Below are 17,282 nucleotides of genomic sequence, written 5' to 3'. Positions count from 1 at the left end.
CTGCTGTAAAGCATATATCTGCACGAAATAATTTCTCCACTTATGACAACACAATTTAATCGGCGGAAGTTTTTACTGTACGGTTCTGCTACTTTGGGAACCAGTATCTTATTAAAAGCTTGTGCAAATTCGCCTACGACTGAATCAAGTCCCAATGGAACTGCATCGCCATCAGCTGCCAATGTCAGCACGGCTGCTGCTAGTGGAGATGGAATCAAGGTAGGTATTTTACACTCTCTTAGCGGTACGATGGCGATTAGTGAAAAGAGTGTTGTAGATGCAGAAATGCTAGCACTTGACGAGATCAATGCTGCTGGCGGCGTATTAGGAAAGAAAATTGTTCCCATTACTGAAGATGGTGCTTCCAACTGGGATACTTTCAGAGAAAAAGCCAACAAGTTAATTGACGAAGATAATGTCGTTGCTGTGTTTGGCTGTTGGACTTCTGCTAGCCGCAAAAACGTGTTAGAAGTATTTGAATCTAAAGATCATATGCTCTGGTATCCAGTGCAGTACGAAGGACAAGAGTGTTCTAAAAATATTTTCTACACTGGTGCAGCACCAAACCAACAAATCGAACCATCAGTAGATTGGCTGTTGCAAAATAAAGGGAAAGAATTCTTTTTAGTTGGTTCCGATTACGTTTTTCCCCGTACTGCTAACACTGTCATCAAAGCGCAATTAGCAGCAAAAGGTGGCAAAGTTGTCGGTGAAGATTATTTACCACTTGGCAACACAGAAGTTACACCAATTATTACAAAAATTAGGCAAGCTTTACCTAATGGTGGCATCATCTATAACACTTTGAATGGAGACAGCAATGTAGCTTTCTTCAAGCAACTACAAGGTGCTGGCATGGGTCCAGATAAATATCCTTCCATGTCTGTCAGTATTGCGGAGGAGGAAGTCAAAGCAATAGGTCCAGATTATTTGAAAGGTCACTACGCCGCTTGGAATTATTTCCAAACAGTTGAGTCGGCTGCTAATAAAAAGTTTGTCGAAGCCTTTAAGAAGAAATACGGCGAAGATAGAGTTACAAATGACCCCATGGAAGCTGCATATATCGCGGTTTACCTGTGGAAACAAGCAGTAGAAAAAGCTGGTACGGCTGACGATTTAGCTAAAGTCAGAACTGCTGCCTACGGACAAACCCTTGATGCACCAGAAGGTAAAATCACTCTAAATAAGAATCATCATATCTCTAAAGTAGTCCGAATTGGTGAAGTGAGAGACGATGGTTTGTTTGAGATCGTTTACTCTTCCGACAAGGCAGTTGCACCGCTTCCCTGGAATCAATTTGTCAAAGAAACTAAGGGATATAGCTGCGATTGGTCAGACCCCAACAAAGGCGGAAAATACAAGTCAGCATAAATACTTGTCAGCTAACAGTTGTTAGTTGTCAACTACAGCGAAACTATTGACGAGCGGAAAGTTTTGTTTTTCATAAACAATCGCGATCGCCGCTCGCCATCAAACTGTTTAATAGTAGCTGGTAGAAAGTAGAGACGTTACATATAACGTCTCTACTTTGATAACTGATAACTGATAACTGACAACTGATAACTGAATCGGGGGAAGCGTGTTAATCGGATTATTTGACGGTTTATTTAACGGTATTAGTATCGGTTCCGTGCTATTGATTTCAGCACTAGGGCTAGCGATCGTATTTGGACTTATGGGTGTAATCAACTTGGCACATGGCGAGTTGATGATGCTAGGAGCATACACGACTTTTGTAGTCCAAGCAGGCTTTAAAAAATTGGGCGAACCTTGGTTCGATTTTTATATCTTTTTCGCTCTCATATTTGCTTTTTTAGTCGCTGCTGGGGTGGGAGTCATTTTAGAAAGAGGAGTCATTCGCTATCTTTATGGCAGACCGTTAGAAACCCTACTAGCAACTTGGGGTGTAAGTTTAATCTTGCAACAGTTCGTGCGCAGCGTGAATTGGGTACTGGCAATTGGAATAGTTGTATTTTGTCTATTATTTTTCGGCAGTTTGTGGATCGTCCAGCGTCGTTCGGACTTCGATCGCATTCGGAATTGGTTTGTACTAGTGATGCTGCCTTTATCTTTAGGGATTGCGATCGCGGTTGGCAATACTTTGAGTCAAACTTACAAACTCGCAGTGAATCAACCTTGGTTTGGGGCGCAGAACGTGGATGTTTCCGCACCGAGATGGCTGCGTGGCGGTTTACCTGTAGGTGGGTTTCAATTGCCGTATGCCAGATTATTTATCATTGCGCTGACAATTATTTGCGTCATTGGAGTTTATCAATTCTTGCAACGCACTGCTTGGGGGTTGCGAATTCGTGCTGTAACACAAAATCGTAGCATGAGTGCTTGCTTGGGCATTCCGACTCAAAAAGTTGATGCCCTCACATTTGCCATTGGTTCGGGACTGGCTGGAGTAGCTGGATGTGCGATTAGCTATCTCGGTTCTGTGGGACCAAATACAGGACAGAACTACATTGTCGATACATTTATGGTGGTGGTGGTCGGTGGTGTTGGTAAATTAGTCGGCACAATTGTAGCCGCATTAGCAATTGGTACGGTAAATTACCTAGTTGGTTCTGGAACTCTAGCAATCCTCACAGCGCCCATCCCACCTTTATCTGAGTTCTTTACCTTTTTTGCCACTACGAGTATGGCGAAAGTTATGGTATTTGCTTTAATTATTGCCTTTCTACAAGTGCGCCCAGGGGGAATTTTCCCACAGAAAGGACGGACTGTGGATGCTTAATCAGGGAGCAGGGAGCAGGGAGCAGGGAACAGGGAGTAGGGAGCAGGGAGCAGGGAACAGGGAGCAGTTAATTTCACTTACGACTTACGACTACTCACTACTGACTAAATACAAATGACGAATGACAAATGACAAATGACCAATTAGCGATAGGAAGACGAGGTTTAGTGCGAGGTAAGAAGCGATCGCTCTTAATTGAAGCAGGTATAATAGGCGCGCTCGCTATCTTATTAATTTTTATCATTCCAGCTTTAATTTCCCCATTTCGCCTCAATTTGTTAGGACGATTTTTATCTCTGGCAATTGTCGCTTTGGGCATAGATTTGATCTGGGGATACACGGGGTTACTCAGTTTAGGTCACGGTATCTTTTTTGGTTTGGGTGGATACGCGATTGGAATGCATTTGAAACTCCAAGTCCCCCAAGGCGAACTTCCTGAATTTATGGGACTTTACGGCGTTACCGAACTACCTTGGTTTTGGCATCCATTTCAAGCTTTTCCCTTTGCTTCGGCTGCTGTCGTACTGATTCCTGGGATCTTGGCTGCCTTGTTGGGCTATTTGGTCTTTCGCAATCGCATTCGTGGCGTTTATTTTTCGATCTTGACTCAAGCAGCAACCATCGTTTTTTTCAACTTTTTTAACGGACAGCAAAAACTATTTAACGGTACGAACGGATTAGTTAACTTCAAAACTCTTTTGGGCGCAGCAGTAGGAGCGCGACCGACGCGATTTAGCTTTTACGTCCTCACGGTGCTGTTACTCATTGCTACCTATGCCTTATGTCGCTGGTTAACTAGCGGACGCTTCGGACGGCTGCTGGTAGCGATTCGGGATGATGAGAGTCGAGTTCGCTTTTCCGGTTACGACCCGACAGAATTTAAAGTGCTGGTCTTCGCAATTTCAGGGGCGATCGCGGGGATTGCTGGGGCAATGTATACTCTCCAAAGCGGCTCTGTATCTCCAAGAGCGATGGATGTTGCCTTCTCAATTGAAATGGTCATTTGGGTAGCAATTGGCGGACGTGGCAGCTTAGTAGGCGCAGTTGCAGGGGCATTGCTCGTCAACTATGCCAGAAGTTTTTTCAGCGAACAATTTGCCGAGATCTGGCTATTTTTCCAAGGGGCGCTATTTTTAATCGTTGTGACCGTGCTACCCGATGGTATTGTCGGTTGGTTGCGTAGTTCTGACTTGTTACGGCTAGGTCAACGTCGGCAGCTATCAACTTATCCTGAAATTGAAGTCAATCCAGAAGTGCAAAGCGAACGGCAGGAGATAGAGACGAGGAGTGAGGAGTGAGGAGTGAGGGGACAAGGGAGAGGGGAGAGACAAGGGAGACAAGGGAGAGGGGGGAAGAAAATTCGCCCTTGTGTCCTCCCACACTTTCCACACCACTCACTACACCCCACACCCTACACCCTACACCCTTTCTTCACTGACAACTGATAACTGAAACAGGGGGTATCAAGTGGGCGAAAAAATTTTAGAAATAGAAGATGTTACGGTCAGCTTTGACGGATTTAAGGCACTGAAAAATCTTAATTTTAGTTTAGACAAAGGTGAATTAAGAGTTATTATTGGTCCTAATGGAGCAGGAAAAACAACATTTCTGGACGTGATTACAGGGAAGACAAAACCAACTCAAGGACGGGTATTGTTCAAAGGAAAAAACTTGCGATCGCTCAAAGAACATCAAATTGCCCGCATGGGTATCGGTCGCAAATTTCAAACGCCTAGAATATATCTCAACTTAACTCCACGAGAAAATCTAGAACTCACTTGCAATCAACAAAAAAAGCTTTGGTCAACTTTATTTGGTAAACCTAAGAGTGCGGAACGCCAAACCGTATCTGGGTTATTAGAAACAATTGGACTAACTGCAAATGCAGATCTACCTGCGTCAAAACTATCCCACGGAGAAAAACAGCGTCTAGAAATTGGAATGCTGGTAGCGCAATCGCCAGATTTATTATTAGTTGACGAACCTGTGGCAGGGTTAACCGATGAAGAAACCGAAAATGTAGGGAATTTACTCTTAGCGTTGGCTCAAAGTCATTCCATTATGGTGATCGAACATGATATGGAATTCGTGCGTCAGATTGCGCGTAAGGTAACAGTATTACATCAAGGTTCAGTACTGTGTGAAGGTAACATTGACGAAGTACAAAACGATCCTCGCGTGATTGAAGTGTATCTGGGACAGGAAGTAGAACACAAGCAGGGAGCAGGGAGCAGGGAGTAGGGTGCAGGGAGGCAAGAGAGCTGAGGGAGCTGAGAGAGAAAAACCACGCACCACGCAACTACCAACTACCAACTACCAACTACCAATTACCAATTACCAAAAATAAAATATGAATCCTACCACAGACGCGATCGCCTCATCATTCGATTCTGCTGCTGCCCAAAAACCAGTGTTACAAGTTACTGGATTGAATGTTTATTATGGCGAAAGTCATATTTTACGCAACGTAGATATTAGCGTCCCAGAAGGACAAATGGTTTGTTTGATCGGGCGCAACGGTGTTGGAAAAACGACGCTGCTAAAAACAATTATGGGTTTAATTAAACCTCGTAGCGGCGCAGTGACTTTTGCCGGACAGCCGATAACTTTGAAGTCTCCAGATAAACGAGCAAAATTAGGAATTGGTTACGTTCCTCAAGGGCGAGAAATTATTCCTCGCTTAACAGTAGAAGAAAATTTACTGCTAGGTTTTGAAGCACTACCCCAAGGTAGGAAGGGCGATCGAAAGATTCCCGATCGCATTTTTTCCTTGTTTCCCGTCTTGAAAACAATGCGATCGCGGATGGGCGGTGACTTAAGCGGCGGACAACAGCAACAACTCGCGATCGCCCGTGCCTTAATGGGAAATCCCCGTCTACTCGTACTAGACGAACCGACTGAGGGGATTCAACCTTCAATTATTTTAGAAATAGAGGCAACAATTCGTGACATTATCGCCACAACTGGAATTTCCGTTCTGTTGGTAGAGCAACACCTACATTTTGTCCGCCAAGCCAACCGTTACTATGCGATGCAAAAAGGCGGAATTGTCGCATCTGGTACTACCAGCGAACTCAGTCAGGATGTCATTCAGCGATTTTTGGCAGTCTAGGTCGTAAGTCAAATGACAAATGACAAATCTCTACTTAGCAGGCTTAGGGGCTTTCCAAGCTGCGTACAATTCGAGAGGAATGCTTCTGAGGGTGGGTCGCACTAGAAATAAGATACCGTAGCTGGCAACCAGCAAACTCAAACTGATGTAAAACGGTAACCAGGGACCAGCAAGTAAGGGGATTGCTGTCGCGATAATTAAACAGATCGCATCCCCGTAATCCGGTACACCACATAATTTGGTGATGGAAAAATGCAGCGCCAAAAAACTAGGTAAGGCAAATAATTCTGCCACGCCATAACCCCAAGCTCCTAACACTGGTAGTAGCAGCCAAGCAGCTAGCCAAAACAGACTAATGTAGATGGCGTTAAACCGAGCCACGTCGCGGTTGTGACCTGCGGCATATAACGCCGAGATATGCATGTTAAATACCGTGTAGAGTAATGTTGCTAGAGCAACGAATGTAAAGACTTGGGTGCTAGGTAGCCAACTTTTGCCAAACATTAAAGGGACGATCCAATTAGCACAGCAAGAAAAGATAGCAAACACTGGACCGACCAGCAGACCTTGATAGATAATCCCACGACTGATGGCGCGGCGCAATGCATCAGTATTGCCAAGTAATTTGGCAAGAGTGCTGATGGAAAGCCGAGCGATCACGATTCGCAGCATTCCCAACTGATCGGAAAGACGGATGGCAATCCCGACTATTCCAGCCGCTTCTAACCCACCTAGACGGCTCACAACTAGGGGGACGGTGAGAGTTTTAAAATTCCAAATTAAATTAGACCCGGAGTAAGCCAGACCGCTACGCAGTGCAGAACTGATGAATTGCGGTTGCCAGCGCCAACGCCACGCGATCGGATAGCAAACAGAAGCCATCACCGCTAGTAGCGTAAACTGAACGACAAAACCAGTGATTGGTCCCCAATAGCCCCAATTTAGTAGGACGAGCGGTACGGAGATTGCATAGTTAGATACCTGTGCCAAAGTTTCAATTAAACCAACTTGGGGGAAACGCAGTTCTCGCTCCATCATTGCGATCGAGGCACTAGCTACCATTTCTAACCAAATGACGGGAACTAGCCACCGCAGTACTTCGACTAGCACGCTTTGGCCCGTCCACACACCCACTAGAGGCGTAGCAAACCACAGCAGCAGGCACAGCCCGATTCCTGCCGTATTGTAAAACGCTAAAATCTGCTCTGCGGCATCTTTCGGTAAAGTGGGTTGGCGGATCGAGTAGACATCTAAACCGCATTTTGCCGTCCAGAAAGTAAAGTAAAGAATAAATGCAGCCGAGACAACTACGCCATAATTTTCTGGTCCTAAGACGCGAGCAATTACCAGCACGCTGACTAATGAAAGCGCTGATGCTGCTAACTGTCTAATAGTTAGATAAATACCTCCTTGGAGGACTTTGTTTTTGAGAGCTTTGAGAGATTGGTTGGTATGCATTAATTCTTGGTTTTAGACGGTAGTTCGTCGCCGTCCGGAACTCGAACTACTTGAAGCATAAGTTACAAGCAAAACTTAACCCGTACTGAGAGGAACTGAAAGCCGATCTCTGAGGTTCGAGATTCGCCGCCGCAGAGCATGAAATACTGCCAAGATGCGATTGTAGCCATCAGTACCACACCAGCGCACGATCGCAATTGCTACACTCAGGCGAACGTACTCTTTAGAGTACCGCAGTTGAGGGGAATAGGCGATCGCGGTGGTACGAAATTGAATCGCTTGTTTGTAATCCTTGGTTTGAGTTTGCAGGCATTTCCAAGCAAGGGTTAAGTTTACCAAGCCATAGCAACGGTCTTTTAAATCTTGTAGTTCTGGCAATTTAGATTGAAATGCTTTGTCCAGCACTGTATAAAAACATTTCTCCACCCGCTGCCAGTTTTTAGACATGCTGTTCGAGTACTGGCGATAGTACACTAAAGGTTCCTCGATCGCCCCAAAATTATAGCGAGCGGCAATTCGCAAACACATATCCCAGTCGCCAACGTGGGATAAGGTCGTGTCGAATACCCCTACAGTTTCAAAACAACAACGGCGCATCATAAACGAACTGCCAGATTCCGTAATATTGCGCTGTACGAGTTGCTGCCAGACATCACCCTGGTCGCGATTAGCAAAGATTCTGCCCGTAGGTCTACCTTCGGGATCGATTAATGCTGTCCAAGTATACACTAAGCCGACTTCTGGATGTTCGTCCAAATAGCGGACTTGTTTAGCTAACTTGGTTGGATGCCACAAGTCATCTGCATCGAGGAATGCTATGTATTCTCCTTGCGCCAGAGCAATACCTGTATTGCGTGCGGCACAAGTACCTTGATTGGCTTGAGTTATCGATTGGACGCGCCGATCTTGGATCTGACTTACCCATGCAGCAGTATTATCCGAACTACCATCATCAACGATGAATACTTCAAAATCAGTAAACGTCTGTTCCAGCACGCTGTCTAAAGTTGCTGGTAAATAGGTGATGGAATTGTAGGCTGGAATAATGACTGAAACTTTAGGCATGTTGTTAAATTTCAACTTGGTCAATTATGATTCTTACGCTAGAGTATTTCTTTTCAGTTCGTCTAGATATCGAAAATACATAATAGCCAATTGAAATCATTTTTTGACTTGATGCGATCGCTTCGATCTTCATAACAAGGAGCAGCGATCGGGCAACGTCTCTTCACAGATGAACAAGTCTTAGCACAAGCACGAGCTCGTCATTAATTGACTTGTCTTTATCTCGCTTTTTACGATAAATCGATATATTGCTATGCAGATATTAGTTAATAATTTGGCTTTGAAATGTATCGAGATAGAGCGCGATCGCATTAAATTGCTATAGCTGCAAATTCAGGGAAAGATTCTGCTTTGCAGCTATCTTTGGTTTCGATCGGGTAAGATATACCATTGTATGGTAAAGCTCTTTTAAAAAGAGCTAGCTTGAGCGCCTTTATATTGAGCCAGCAATTCTCGATCTGAAACAGTGCGATCGCTTTTCGTACCGAGAAAATAGAAACCAGATGCCGCATCATATGTTCCGGCTCGGTCAATTAATATGTAGTCGAAATACTTCAACCAAAAACTAGTGAACCTTGCTACTGTCTTTACTAAAGCTCTAGCAAGGGATGACTTGACAAAGCTCAACAGAAAATACTGATAGCTCCAAGCGAGTGCCATTCCCGTACCGCAAACTGGACCGCTGGCGATTTCGGCGAAATTTCTAAATAAACGCTGATGTCCCAAGTGGGTAAAGCGAGTAAAATCATATCTCCCCAAGTGGACTTGCTGCATGAAAGGAGTCTCGGAATAAACAACTCCTTCTGGTTTGAGAACGCGATGTACCTCTGCGACACACCGATAAGGATCGACGACGTGTTCGAGGACGGCTTGAATGACAACTCCATCAAAGGAATTGTCTGCAAAAGGGAGGCTGTGAGCGTCGCAGATAATTGAGACATCCGCGCCAAAGGCAACATCTGTTTCTACAAGTTCTAAGTCAGGAGTGGAATATAGGGGTTCCATTCCTTGACCTCTGATGCTACTACCAACAACTAACACTTTTGGACGGGAATGACGTTGCTGAAGTAGGGCAACAAATTTTTGATAGTTTTGCTTGCCTTTAAGATTTAAATGAATACTGGGAATTAAATTAATGAGCTGTCTTTCCCATAGAGATTTTGGTTTGAGAGTTGTATTGTCTATATCGAGATAATCGCCGATCGCAAACACGCTTGCCTCATCGTCAATCAGTATAGGGATGCCATTCACGATGGGGAAACAAGCCTGACACATATCGTTCGTACATTTGAGTTGAGGCTCGTCCAATTCTAATTGAGAGGAACAAACTGGACAACGCAACAATTCTTGTGTTTCCTCAGATAAACGCAGGTACGAAGGAGTACTGCTAGCAGTTGATAAGGAAATGGGAGATTGTGTTTTCACGGATTCATTTTGAATGAGGATTAATTTTTCACTTCGATAGCAGTCTCCATCGTCAACAGCATCGCGCGATCGCCTGCACTGCGATCCTTCCGCTCTTGCCAGTTCCAGCCTGCTATACCCATTACAGTCCACCAGTAAAAGTAAAAAGCCGTACCGCTCCAAACATTATCTGTTGCCATACCCAAGGAAGTTGCAATCAGTAGAGCTAGCAAACTCCAGCAAAAATTCCAGCGATCGCTACCTTTGGGAGCTTGTCGCAGCAGTTGGAGCAGTCGGATCGCCTGTGCCACCAAGAGTGCCACAAACGTTACCAAACCGATAATACCTCCTTCTACTAAAGCGCGAATGTAGTCGTTGTGCGGTACTAAATTATACGGACTCAAGTAAACGCCCGTACCAAGTCCGTAGCCAAACCAAGGTTCGTACAGCCATGCGCGTAAAAGATAATACCACTGGGCAATCCGCCAGTTAAAACTGTTGTAGTCGGAAAACGACATGACGATCGCCCGCGAAATGTCGATATCTGGGTTCAGTAGTGGTGTATTGGCAATTCCATCCAGGCGGCTGCGTCCGTAATCCGTACTGGCAAATAGAACTATAACCAACAGCAGTAACATGATGCCACCAAGGGCATTATAAAATTTCAACCTGGGGGCGATCGCAATTCCTAGAGCAGTCATGAGCATGACTAAACCAAAAATTGCCCCAGTACCGACGTAGAGATTTGCCATTAAAAATAAGAGAATCAACCACATCCAGCGTGGTTTGTTTCCCCGTAACAGTTGCCAGAAAGCCAAACAAATAAAAAGTAGTAAATAAAGTACGAAATTATTCGGATGGGCAAACGTGCTATTGATTCGCGTACCCGAGACAACCTCTGCTGGTACGAACTGACTGACAACCTCTGGCTTTTTCAGCGCCAGGATAGATGGTAGCAAGAAATTGGCATATTTCTGCAACATACCGACAATTATCGGCGGAATTAACGAAAAAAAGAGCAGCGCGATTATCTTTTGCGGCGCGACTCTATCTTTCATCTGCATGACTAATAGATAGACCATTGCCCAAGAGAATAAGCGCGTCCACTCTCTGACGTTATCTACTAGGTAGGGTGAGGCATCCAATCCCAAGCCTCCCAAGATGCACAGTACAGGCCACAAACCTTGCAGCATTACCCACGCCAACAAAAACCACCAAAACCAATCTGTCTGTATGGTGCGTCGTTCTAAGAACGCAGCGGCGACGTAGAGTAATGTTAAAGCCGCTAGTCCTAGCGCAAATAATGCAGGGATTTGCTGCGCCGAGAAGATATCCAGCGAACTGCGAAGAATTAACAGGGCGATCGCCGTGCGTTCAAAATCAGCAAAGAAGTTGATAATAATCGCAAAAGCGACCACCCCAGCAAATAGATAAACAGGCTGAGCAGCTACCAGGATGCCCGCAGCTAGCCCTACCAAGACACCCGCCACGCCGATCCAAAAAGAGACCTGTGAAGCAGGCAGGTAGCTGGTGGCTAACCTTCTGATTTCATTTCTCACGTTCATAACACCTGGTTTTAGCAGCTAGTTCTAGGAAACATTGGTCAGAGTCTTGTAGCTTTGGAAAGCATAACGGTAGTACTTATCGATTTGAGGATCGATCCCGTTGACGGCAACTCCCAAGATCTCGACTCGTTTCGCCCTGAGTTCTGCTACTGCTTGCGTGAAGATATCCCTTTGAGTAAAGCTCGGACGGGCAACTAGGAGTAGTTTTTCGCCGTTGCCGCACAAGCTCACGGCATCGACGCAACTCGTCACGGGGGGAGTGTCTATGACGATCAGGTCGTATTGAGTCGCAGCAGCGGCGATAACTTGCTGAATCTGCCTGGATTCAAATAATTCCGAAGGATGGCTGCGAGGTCTGCCGCTGCATAGAACTTTTAATTTGTCAATACCCGTAGTTTGAACGGCTTCTGCCAAGGCTAGCTTACCCTGCGCCACTTCTGCAAGACCTGGTTTGGCGGCAAGTTTAAATAGTTTGTGTTGTGTCGGACAACGCAAGTCGGCATCAATGAGTAAGGTGCGGCGCGATAGGGTGGCGGCGACTGCGGCAAGGTAGGAAGACACCAAAGATTTGCCTTCACCAGAAAGAGCGCTGCTGATGACGATAACTTTAATATCCTCGTTGGCAGAAAATTCTGAGGATCTCAGCAGGCTGCGATAGGATTCTAGAATCGCTGGCTCTTGCATCAAAGCATCAGCGTATTCTTTGCCCCTAACTTCTGGTGAGATGACAGGCAGCACCCCCATGATGGGAACTTCTACCAGGCTACCTGCTTCTGTAGCATTGCGTAGCGTGCCGTCGAGTCCTTCTTGTAACAGCACAGTCCCGAGGGCTAGCGTACCTCCAGCTACGGTGGCAAGTACCAAAACGATCGCGGGATTGGGCCAAGTCGGCAATCTGGGCGGCTCGGCAAGGTCAACCGGTCGCAGATTGCTGACTTTTTGCGCTTCGGCAATCCGTGCTTCTTCTAACTTGCGTTGCAAAAACTCTAGGGAGGTTACTGCTTCTTGACGTTGCCGTACCAAGGCGGCTAATCCTTGTTCGCGGATTGGCAGTTGGTTCAGACGTTCTTGAAGGGTAGCGCGATCGCGACGAATTGCTGCGAGTCTACCTTCTAATGCTGAAGCCTCAACTTCTCCAGTAATTAATTGCGTGGCAAGATCTTGGCTTAACTTGTCAGTAGCGGCGTTGGGAGTGTTAGCTGCTGGGTTACCAGTCTCGCTACCAATTTTTTGCTGATAGAGGGCGCGGGCTGCATCCCGTTCTTCTATTAAATTCAGCAGTGGTGGGCTGTCGGCTTTATATTTCGCTTGAGCGCTAGCAACTTTTGCTTCTAACTCTACTAATTGCGTGCGTAGTGCTTGCAGTTGCTCGTTTTGTCCGCTGCGAACGGTGGCGTAGGTATTTTTTAAGGTGCTACTATCTGTCACCTGTTCTAGCGAACTATTGCGTGCCTTGACTTCTTGCAGTTGGGCAAGCGTAGTGCGTTCCTGTTCTTCTATCTGGGCTAGACTTTCGACTATACTCGTCGTCTGGGCGTTGTCCCGTCCTTGGTCGTCGGCGATCGAGACAATTCCCTGCGATTGCTTGTACTGCGATAGCGTTGCTTCTACTTGGGCAAGCTGGGCGCGTTTTTTCGGAACTTCTACTGCTAAGAATTGCCGTGCCGAGCCAGCCTCGCGCCGAATCACTGCCGTATCCTCGTTAATCATGGCTTCTGTTAAAGCATTGAGCAGTTTAGCCGCGATTAAGGGGTCTTTGTTGCTGTATTTAATTTCCAGGATGCTAGTCGCCGGGACGGTTTTAACTTTTAACTGCTTTCTTAGTTCTTCTACCGTTGGTGGTTCTGCGTTACTATCGCGATTATTTGCCGTATACGCTTCGTAAATTGCTTGACGTAAAACCTTTTGGGAAAGGGCGAGTTCCGCTTGGGTAGCGACTGGGTTGGAGTCAAGTCGGGCTGATTCTTGAGTCAAATCGCGTCCTGTTTCTCCAGCTAGGCTCAATTGTTTGCCATCAAGCATTAGCCGCGCTTCTGCTTCGTAAGTCCTGGGGGCAAATATAAGATAGACCAGCGCACCAAGCATCACTGAGATGAAGGTGGCTAAAGCGGGCAAGCGCCGCCGATAAAAAATTGTCGGTAAAAGCGCGTATTTCTGTTCCATCACAACACCTTCATCTATCAGCCTGTTGGTTAACGTGTTTAGCGACTTATTTTTTCTGAAGCTTGAACGGGAGGGGTAGTAGCCAGTTGCTTGGCAACACTGGGGCGGATTGTTGTTGTCTGATTCAGTGTTTTGTACACGTTCAGAGTTTCAGTAGTAATATCATCCCAGTTATGGTGCTGCTGAACGTATTTTTGCGCTCGATTTGCCATTGCAGCCAGTGCTTCGGGATGGGCGATCGCTCGCTCTAAAGTCTGGGTGCAGTCTGTTACGTCGCCAGCCCCGAACAGCAATCCCCGATCTTGAGCAATTAATTGCTGGTGGGCGGGAATATCGCTGGCGACAACTGGTACGCCTTCTTGCATGGCTTCTAGCATGGCTAGGGGTAGTCCTTCCAAATCAGAAGGGAGAGTAAAACATCCCGCCCCACGCACGATTTCTGCTAGTTTTTGCCCCCGGAGTTCTCCTGTAAAGACAATGTTAGGGTTGTTATTAGCGAGTTCTGATAGCTCGGTGGCAAAGGCATTAGTATCGCTTGTCCCGCCGACGAGAACGAGTTTCCAGTCACGCGGCTTTAGCTTTTGGAAAGCTTGAATTAGCAAGTCTGGACGCTTTTCCGGTACGAGTCTGCCGACATAGGTAATATATTTGCCTGGAGTCAGTCCTAAGGAAGTACCGTAGGCAAAACTACCATCTGTAGGAGCGTATCTGGCAGGTCCGTTAGGGATGTAAACCGTGTCGCGATTGTATGTCTGTTTGAAATAGGTGCGCAGTTCGTCAGAGACGACGACAATTCCATCCGCAAATCGTGCTGCGGCTCGTTCGCCTGCATATAAGATGCGGCTGGAGATTTTACCCCACTTTGCTCGCTGCCAATCTAAGCCCTGGCAGGTGACAACGACTTTGGCAGTGGAGGCAAATTTCGGCAACCAGCTAAATACCGAGGGTCCGAGAGCGTGGAAATGAATGATGTCGTATTGACTACCACTTGCCGCGATCGCCCCTAGTAGGGAGGTGAAAAAGGCATCTGCTCCTCTTAGCTGCAAACAGGGCAAGGAAATAACTCTCACCCCTTTATACTTATACTGTTCCAGCCAGGAAGAACCTAGATAAGAGGAGCGGGCAAACAGGTCTACGGAATGATTGCGTTCCACCATACGGGGATACATTTCCTGGCAGTAATGTTCGATACCACCCTGGTTGGCGGGCAATCCTTTAGCACCAATAACGGCTATTCTCATGCAAAGTGTGTCTGTTAAATCTACGTGTGTTTGGGTATAAAGCCAGTCGTCTCTAGATTGGCTTAGAAGACTAGCTGGCTTGCTGCATTCAATTTGTCGATCTTTTTTGTCCTTACTCGTTCCAATGAGTCAATTGTTGAATCTTGAGCTTTCCCTTAGAAACTATGGGCGAGGCAAATTTTGTTGGCTAGTATAAGAGTGGACTCCTGATGTTTACGTGTGTTTGGGAGCCTAGCGGTCTTTAGATTGGCATCGGAGACCGCTTCTTTTGCCACAGGTGCGGCAAGTTGATTCGGGTCGTATCTTATCCCTGTCATACTTCCTCATCCATAGGTTGACCAGCTAGACATAACTTGTAGACACACCAGATGCTAACTGACGCTGTTCCCAGCGCACCCACATATTTTGATACACATCACTGATAATTTGACGCACCCCGTATGGTGCAGCAGCCCGCACGCAAGCTTCGATTGTATAATTTTTATCTCGCGAAAGGATCTGACTTATGGCAGAGGCGATCGCTTCTGGTGTACGCTCCTGACAGACGATACCGCTACCTGAACTCAGTAATTTAGGTGTTTCTCCACAATCTGTAGTGACTACTGGCGTACCGCAAGCTAAAGCCTCTAATGCTACTAGCGGTAAGCCTTCGTAGGCGCTCGTTAACACAAAAGCGCTACAAACTTGTTGCAGCTTTGCGAGTTGGGTTGGTGGAACCGCGCCTAACAGAGTCACTTGCTGAGATAGATCTAATCGAGCAATCTCTGCTTTTACCGTCTCGGCTAGTTCTCCCGCACCAGCAATTAAGAGGTGAACGTTTGGCTGCTGCATAGCAAACAGCGATCGCACCAGCAGTACGGGATCTTTTTGGGGATGCAAGCGTCCGGCAAACAATAAAAAACGAGTATCGTAAGAGAATCCCATTCGCGCTGCTAAAGCGCGTCTTCCTTCCTCTCGTTGCTCGGGAGAAAGCGGATAAAATACTCCATTATCTACCGGATTTTTGATGTATTTGATTCGTTCGCTTAATTTAGCATAACGCTGTTGATAAAGCTTGACTGATTCCGTATTACACGATAAGATTTCGGCGAATTGCTTTATTAATAGTCCTTCTAGCGCAAAATAGCCTGCCGGAAAATATCGCCATAAGATTGCCTTCTTGTTATCCTTAGCAGTCATTTGCTGGCGAATATCGTTGTGAATAAAAAGAGTCTTATCTCCCTGCCAATTAAGAGAGGCTAGCGTTGGTTCGATTCGATGAAAGTGCATAAAATCTGAGGCGAAGTTATGCTGCAATAACGCTACGGTGTATTTTACCGTGGTCGGCAGCAAACCTCTAACATCATCATTATCTACGGTAAGCAAAGGGAAAAACTGGATCGCCCTTCCCTCCAACTCTGCTTCTTGCCACTTTCGGGAAGAGAAATTAGCTCGATCTGAAGTTCCTACAACTCTGACATCAAACTCGCTAGCAGCATATTTGATAAAGTATCGAATGACGGTTTGAATGCCTCCTATGCTGGGAAACCAGGGATTAAACTGATAAAAAATGGTTAAAACTGGTTTTCGCATTCTAGTTTGCTTCAGAAACTGAATTTTTCGTCTATTTTACTTGGCGTTATAAAATTTATACTAATTTAATACATTAGGTCAAGTTAAAAACGTCACCTACTCGATCGGCACTCGTTATTTTTCGCTCTGCTGCAATCTCTCTGCCATGCCTTTTGCCTTACGGCTAACTTTGCTGCTACAAAACATGACAGAATTTTGAAGGTTTCTCAGTCTAAATGAACTGTAACAGCAATGAATAATCTAGTATCCAGCGAGAGGTGTTTTCTGGAAACGGATCGTCTAACAGTTTCGGGGTTACGTGCTTTCGTGTTTGAGAGCGGACAGGTTGAAGACTGAAATTAACAATATTTTTAGTTCATGTAGATTTATACTAGATTTGCCGTACCAGAAGCAATCCATTATTGATTAATATTTTTAAACTGAGAGCCGCTACTACTGGCAAAAGTACTTGTTTAGCTTATGTCTAGCTAAAAATGGATGGGCTGCATCAAATTATCTGAAATCAAGTGAAACAACTAGCAAAAGTGAGTCCAACTACCTTGGGAGTGGCTCCATTGCACGGTTAGGTCGTTAAGATAGAAGACTGGTTTTCGCATGTACTAACTCTTTTGAGTTGAGTGACATCATATGCCCTCTACTAGACAGTTTCCGCGTCCGTTTCCCTGGTTAGCGATCGCTATGGTTGCAGTGTTTGCATTCAGCGCTGGCTTGCGGTTTTGGCAATTGAGTCGATTCAATACACTAGTTTTTGATGAAGTGTATTATGCAAAATTTGCGAACAACTATCTGACGCAAACACAATTTTTTAACGCCCATCCACCACTTAGTCAATACATTATCGCGATCGCAATGTGGTTGGGCGAACACATGCCGATCGACCGAGATATAGTTAACGGACTGACGGGTTCTTTGCATTCTCCTTGGAGTTATCGCTGGCTGAATGCGTTAACAGGCTCGTTCGT

Annotated in this window: 15 protein-coding genes; 8 read left to right on the top strand and 7 right to left on the bottom strand. The window is 45.8% G+C overall.

The genetic code is table 11. The features are described 5' to 3' along the window. Positions 1-42: 42 nt before the first annotated feature. From urtA to urtE, 7 genes are all read left to right on the top strand, one after another. Complete coding sequence (urtA, locus tag ACRC32_RS06435; RefSeq protein WP_438553210.1) at positions 43-1,371, top strand: urea ABC transporter substrate-binding protein; 1,329 nt, start codon at positions 43-45, stop codon at positions 1,369-1,371. A 208-nt stretch (positions 1,372-1,579) separates the two neighbouring features. Next, a complete protein-coding gene (gene urtB / locus ACRC32_RS06430) occupies positions 1,580-2,740 on the top strand; it encodes an urea ABC transporter permease subunit UrtB (protein ID WP_438553209.1) in 1,161 nt (386 codons plus the stop codon). After that, positions 2,733-2,858 carry a hypothetical protein gene (locus ACRC32_RS06425; protein ID WP_438553208.1) on the top strand — a complete coding sequence of 42 codons (126 nt, stop codon included), beginning with the start codon at positions 2,733-2,735 and terminating at the stop codon, positions 2,856-2,858. The genes urtB and ACRC32_RS06425 overlap by 8 nt, the downstream gene beginning before the upstream one ends. 10 nt (positions 2,859-2,868) lie before the next feature. Continuing rightward, positions 2,869-4,038: an urea ABC transporter permease subunit UrtC gene (urtC, locus tag ACRC32_RS06420; protein WP_438553207.1), complete on the top strand. Its 1,170-nt coding sequence runs from the start codon at positions 2,869-2,871 to the stop codon at positions 4,036-4,038. 3 nt (positions 4,039-4,041) lie between these two features. Beyond that, positions 4,042-4,185, top strand: coding sequence for a hypothetical protein (locus ACRC32_RS06415; protein WP_438553206.1), 144 nt, complete (start codon positions 4,042-4,044; stop codon positions 4,183-4,185). A gap of 22 nt (positions 4,186-4,207) precedes the next feature. Beyond that, a complete protein-coding gene (urtD, locus tag ACRC32_RS06410) occupies positions 4,208-4,981 on the top strand; it encodes an urea ABC transporter ATP-binding protein UrtD (protein ID WP_438553205.1) in 774 nt (257 codons plus the stop codon). Positions 4,982-5,090: 109 nt separating this feature from the next. After that, positions 5,091-5,852 carry an urea ABC transporter ATP-binding subunit UrtE gene (gene urtE, locus ACRC32_RS06405; protein WP_438553204.1) on the top strand — a complete coding sequence of 254 codons (762 nt, stop codon included), beginning with the start codon at positions 5,091-5,093 and terminating at the stop codon, positions 5,850-5,852. A 30-nt stretch (positions 5,853-5,882) separates the two neighbouring features. On the opposite strand, the gene ACRC32_RS06400 is transcribed toward urtE, so the two are convergent. The 7 genes from ACRC32_RS06400 to ACRC32_RS06370 form a co-directional block, all read right to left on the bottom strand. Beyond that, positions 5,883-7,310 carry an oligosaccharide flippase family protein gene (locus tag ACRC32_RS06400; protein WP_438553203.1) on the bottom strand — a complete coding sequence of 476 codons (1,428 nt, stop codon included), beginning with the start codon at positions 7,308-7,310 and terminating at the stop codon, positions 5,883-5,885. 75 nt (positions 7,311-7,385) lie between these two features. Next, on the bottom strand, positions 7,386-8,375 hold the full coding sequence (locus ACRC32_RS06395) for a glycosyltransferase family 2 protein (protein WP_438553202.1): 990 nt from the start codon (positions 8,373-8,375) through the stop codon (positions 7,386-7,388). Positions 8,376-8,783: 408 nt separating this feature from the next. Further along, complete coding sequence (locus ACRC32_RS06390; RefSeq protein ID WP_438553201.1) at positions 8,784-9,800, bottom strand: methyltransferase domain-containing protein; 1,017 nt, start codon at positions 9,798-9,800, stop codon at positions 8,784-8,786. A 20-nt stretch (positions 9,801-9,820) separates the two neighbouring features. Next, the gene (locus ACRC32_RS06385) at positions 9,821-11,344 is read right to left on the bottom strand and encodes an O-antigen ligase family protein (RefSeq protein ID WP_438553200.1); all 1,524 of its coding nucleotides are present in this window, start codon (positions 11,342-11,344) and stop codon (positions 9,821-9,823) included. A 24-nt stretch (positions 11,345-11,368) separates the two neighbouring features. Then, on the bottom strand, positions 11,369-13,507 hold the full coding sequence (locus tag ACRC32_RS06380; RefSeq protein WP_438553199.1) for a GumC family protein: 2,139 nt from the start codon (positions 13,505-13,507) through the stop codon (positions 11,369-11,371). Positions 13,508-13,545: 38 nt separating this feature from the next. Further along, the gene (locus ACRC32_RS06375) at positions 13,546-14,748 is read right to left on the bottom strand and encodes a glycosyltransferase family 4 protein (protein ID WP_438553198.1); all 1,203 of its coding nucleotides are present in this window, start codon (positions 14,746-14,748) and stop codon (positions 13,546-13,548) included. Positions 14,749-15,090: 342 nt separating this feature from the next. Further along, positions 15,091-16,320, bottom strand: a complete 1,230-nt coding sequence (locus tag ACRC32_RS06370; RefSeq protein WP_438553197.1) for a glycosyltransferase family 4 protein — start codon at positions 16,318-16,320, stop codon at positions 15,091-15,093. Between the two features lie 627 nt (positions 16,321-16,947). Between ACRC32_RS06370 and ACRC32_RS06365 the strand changes: the two genes are divergently transcribed. After that, positions 16,948-17,282: phospholipid carrier-dependent glycosyltransferase (locus tag ACRC32_RS06365; protein ID WP_438553196.1), on the top strand; the 335-nt coding region annotated here is incomplete at its 3' end.

Source organism: Chroococcidiopsis sp., from assembly GCF_051657925.1.
GTDB lineage: Bacteria > Cyanobacteriota > Cyanobacteriia > Cyanobacteriales > Chroococcidiopsidaceae > Chroococcidiopsis.
The sequence above is the reverse complement of the archived record's forward strand: the minus strand, read 5'-3'. Positions and strand labels throughout refer to the sequence as shown.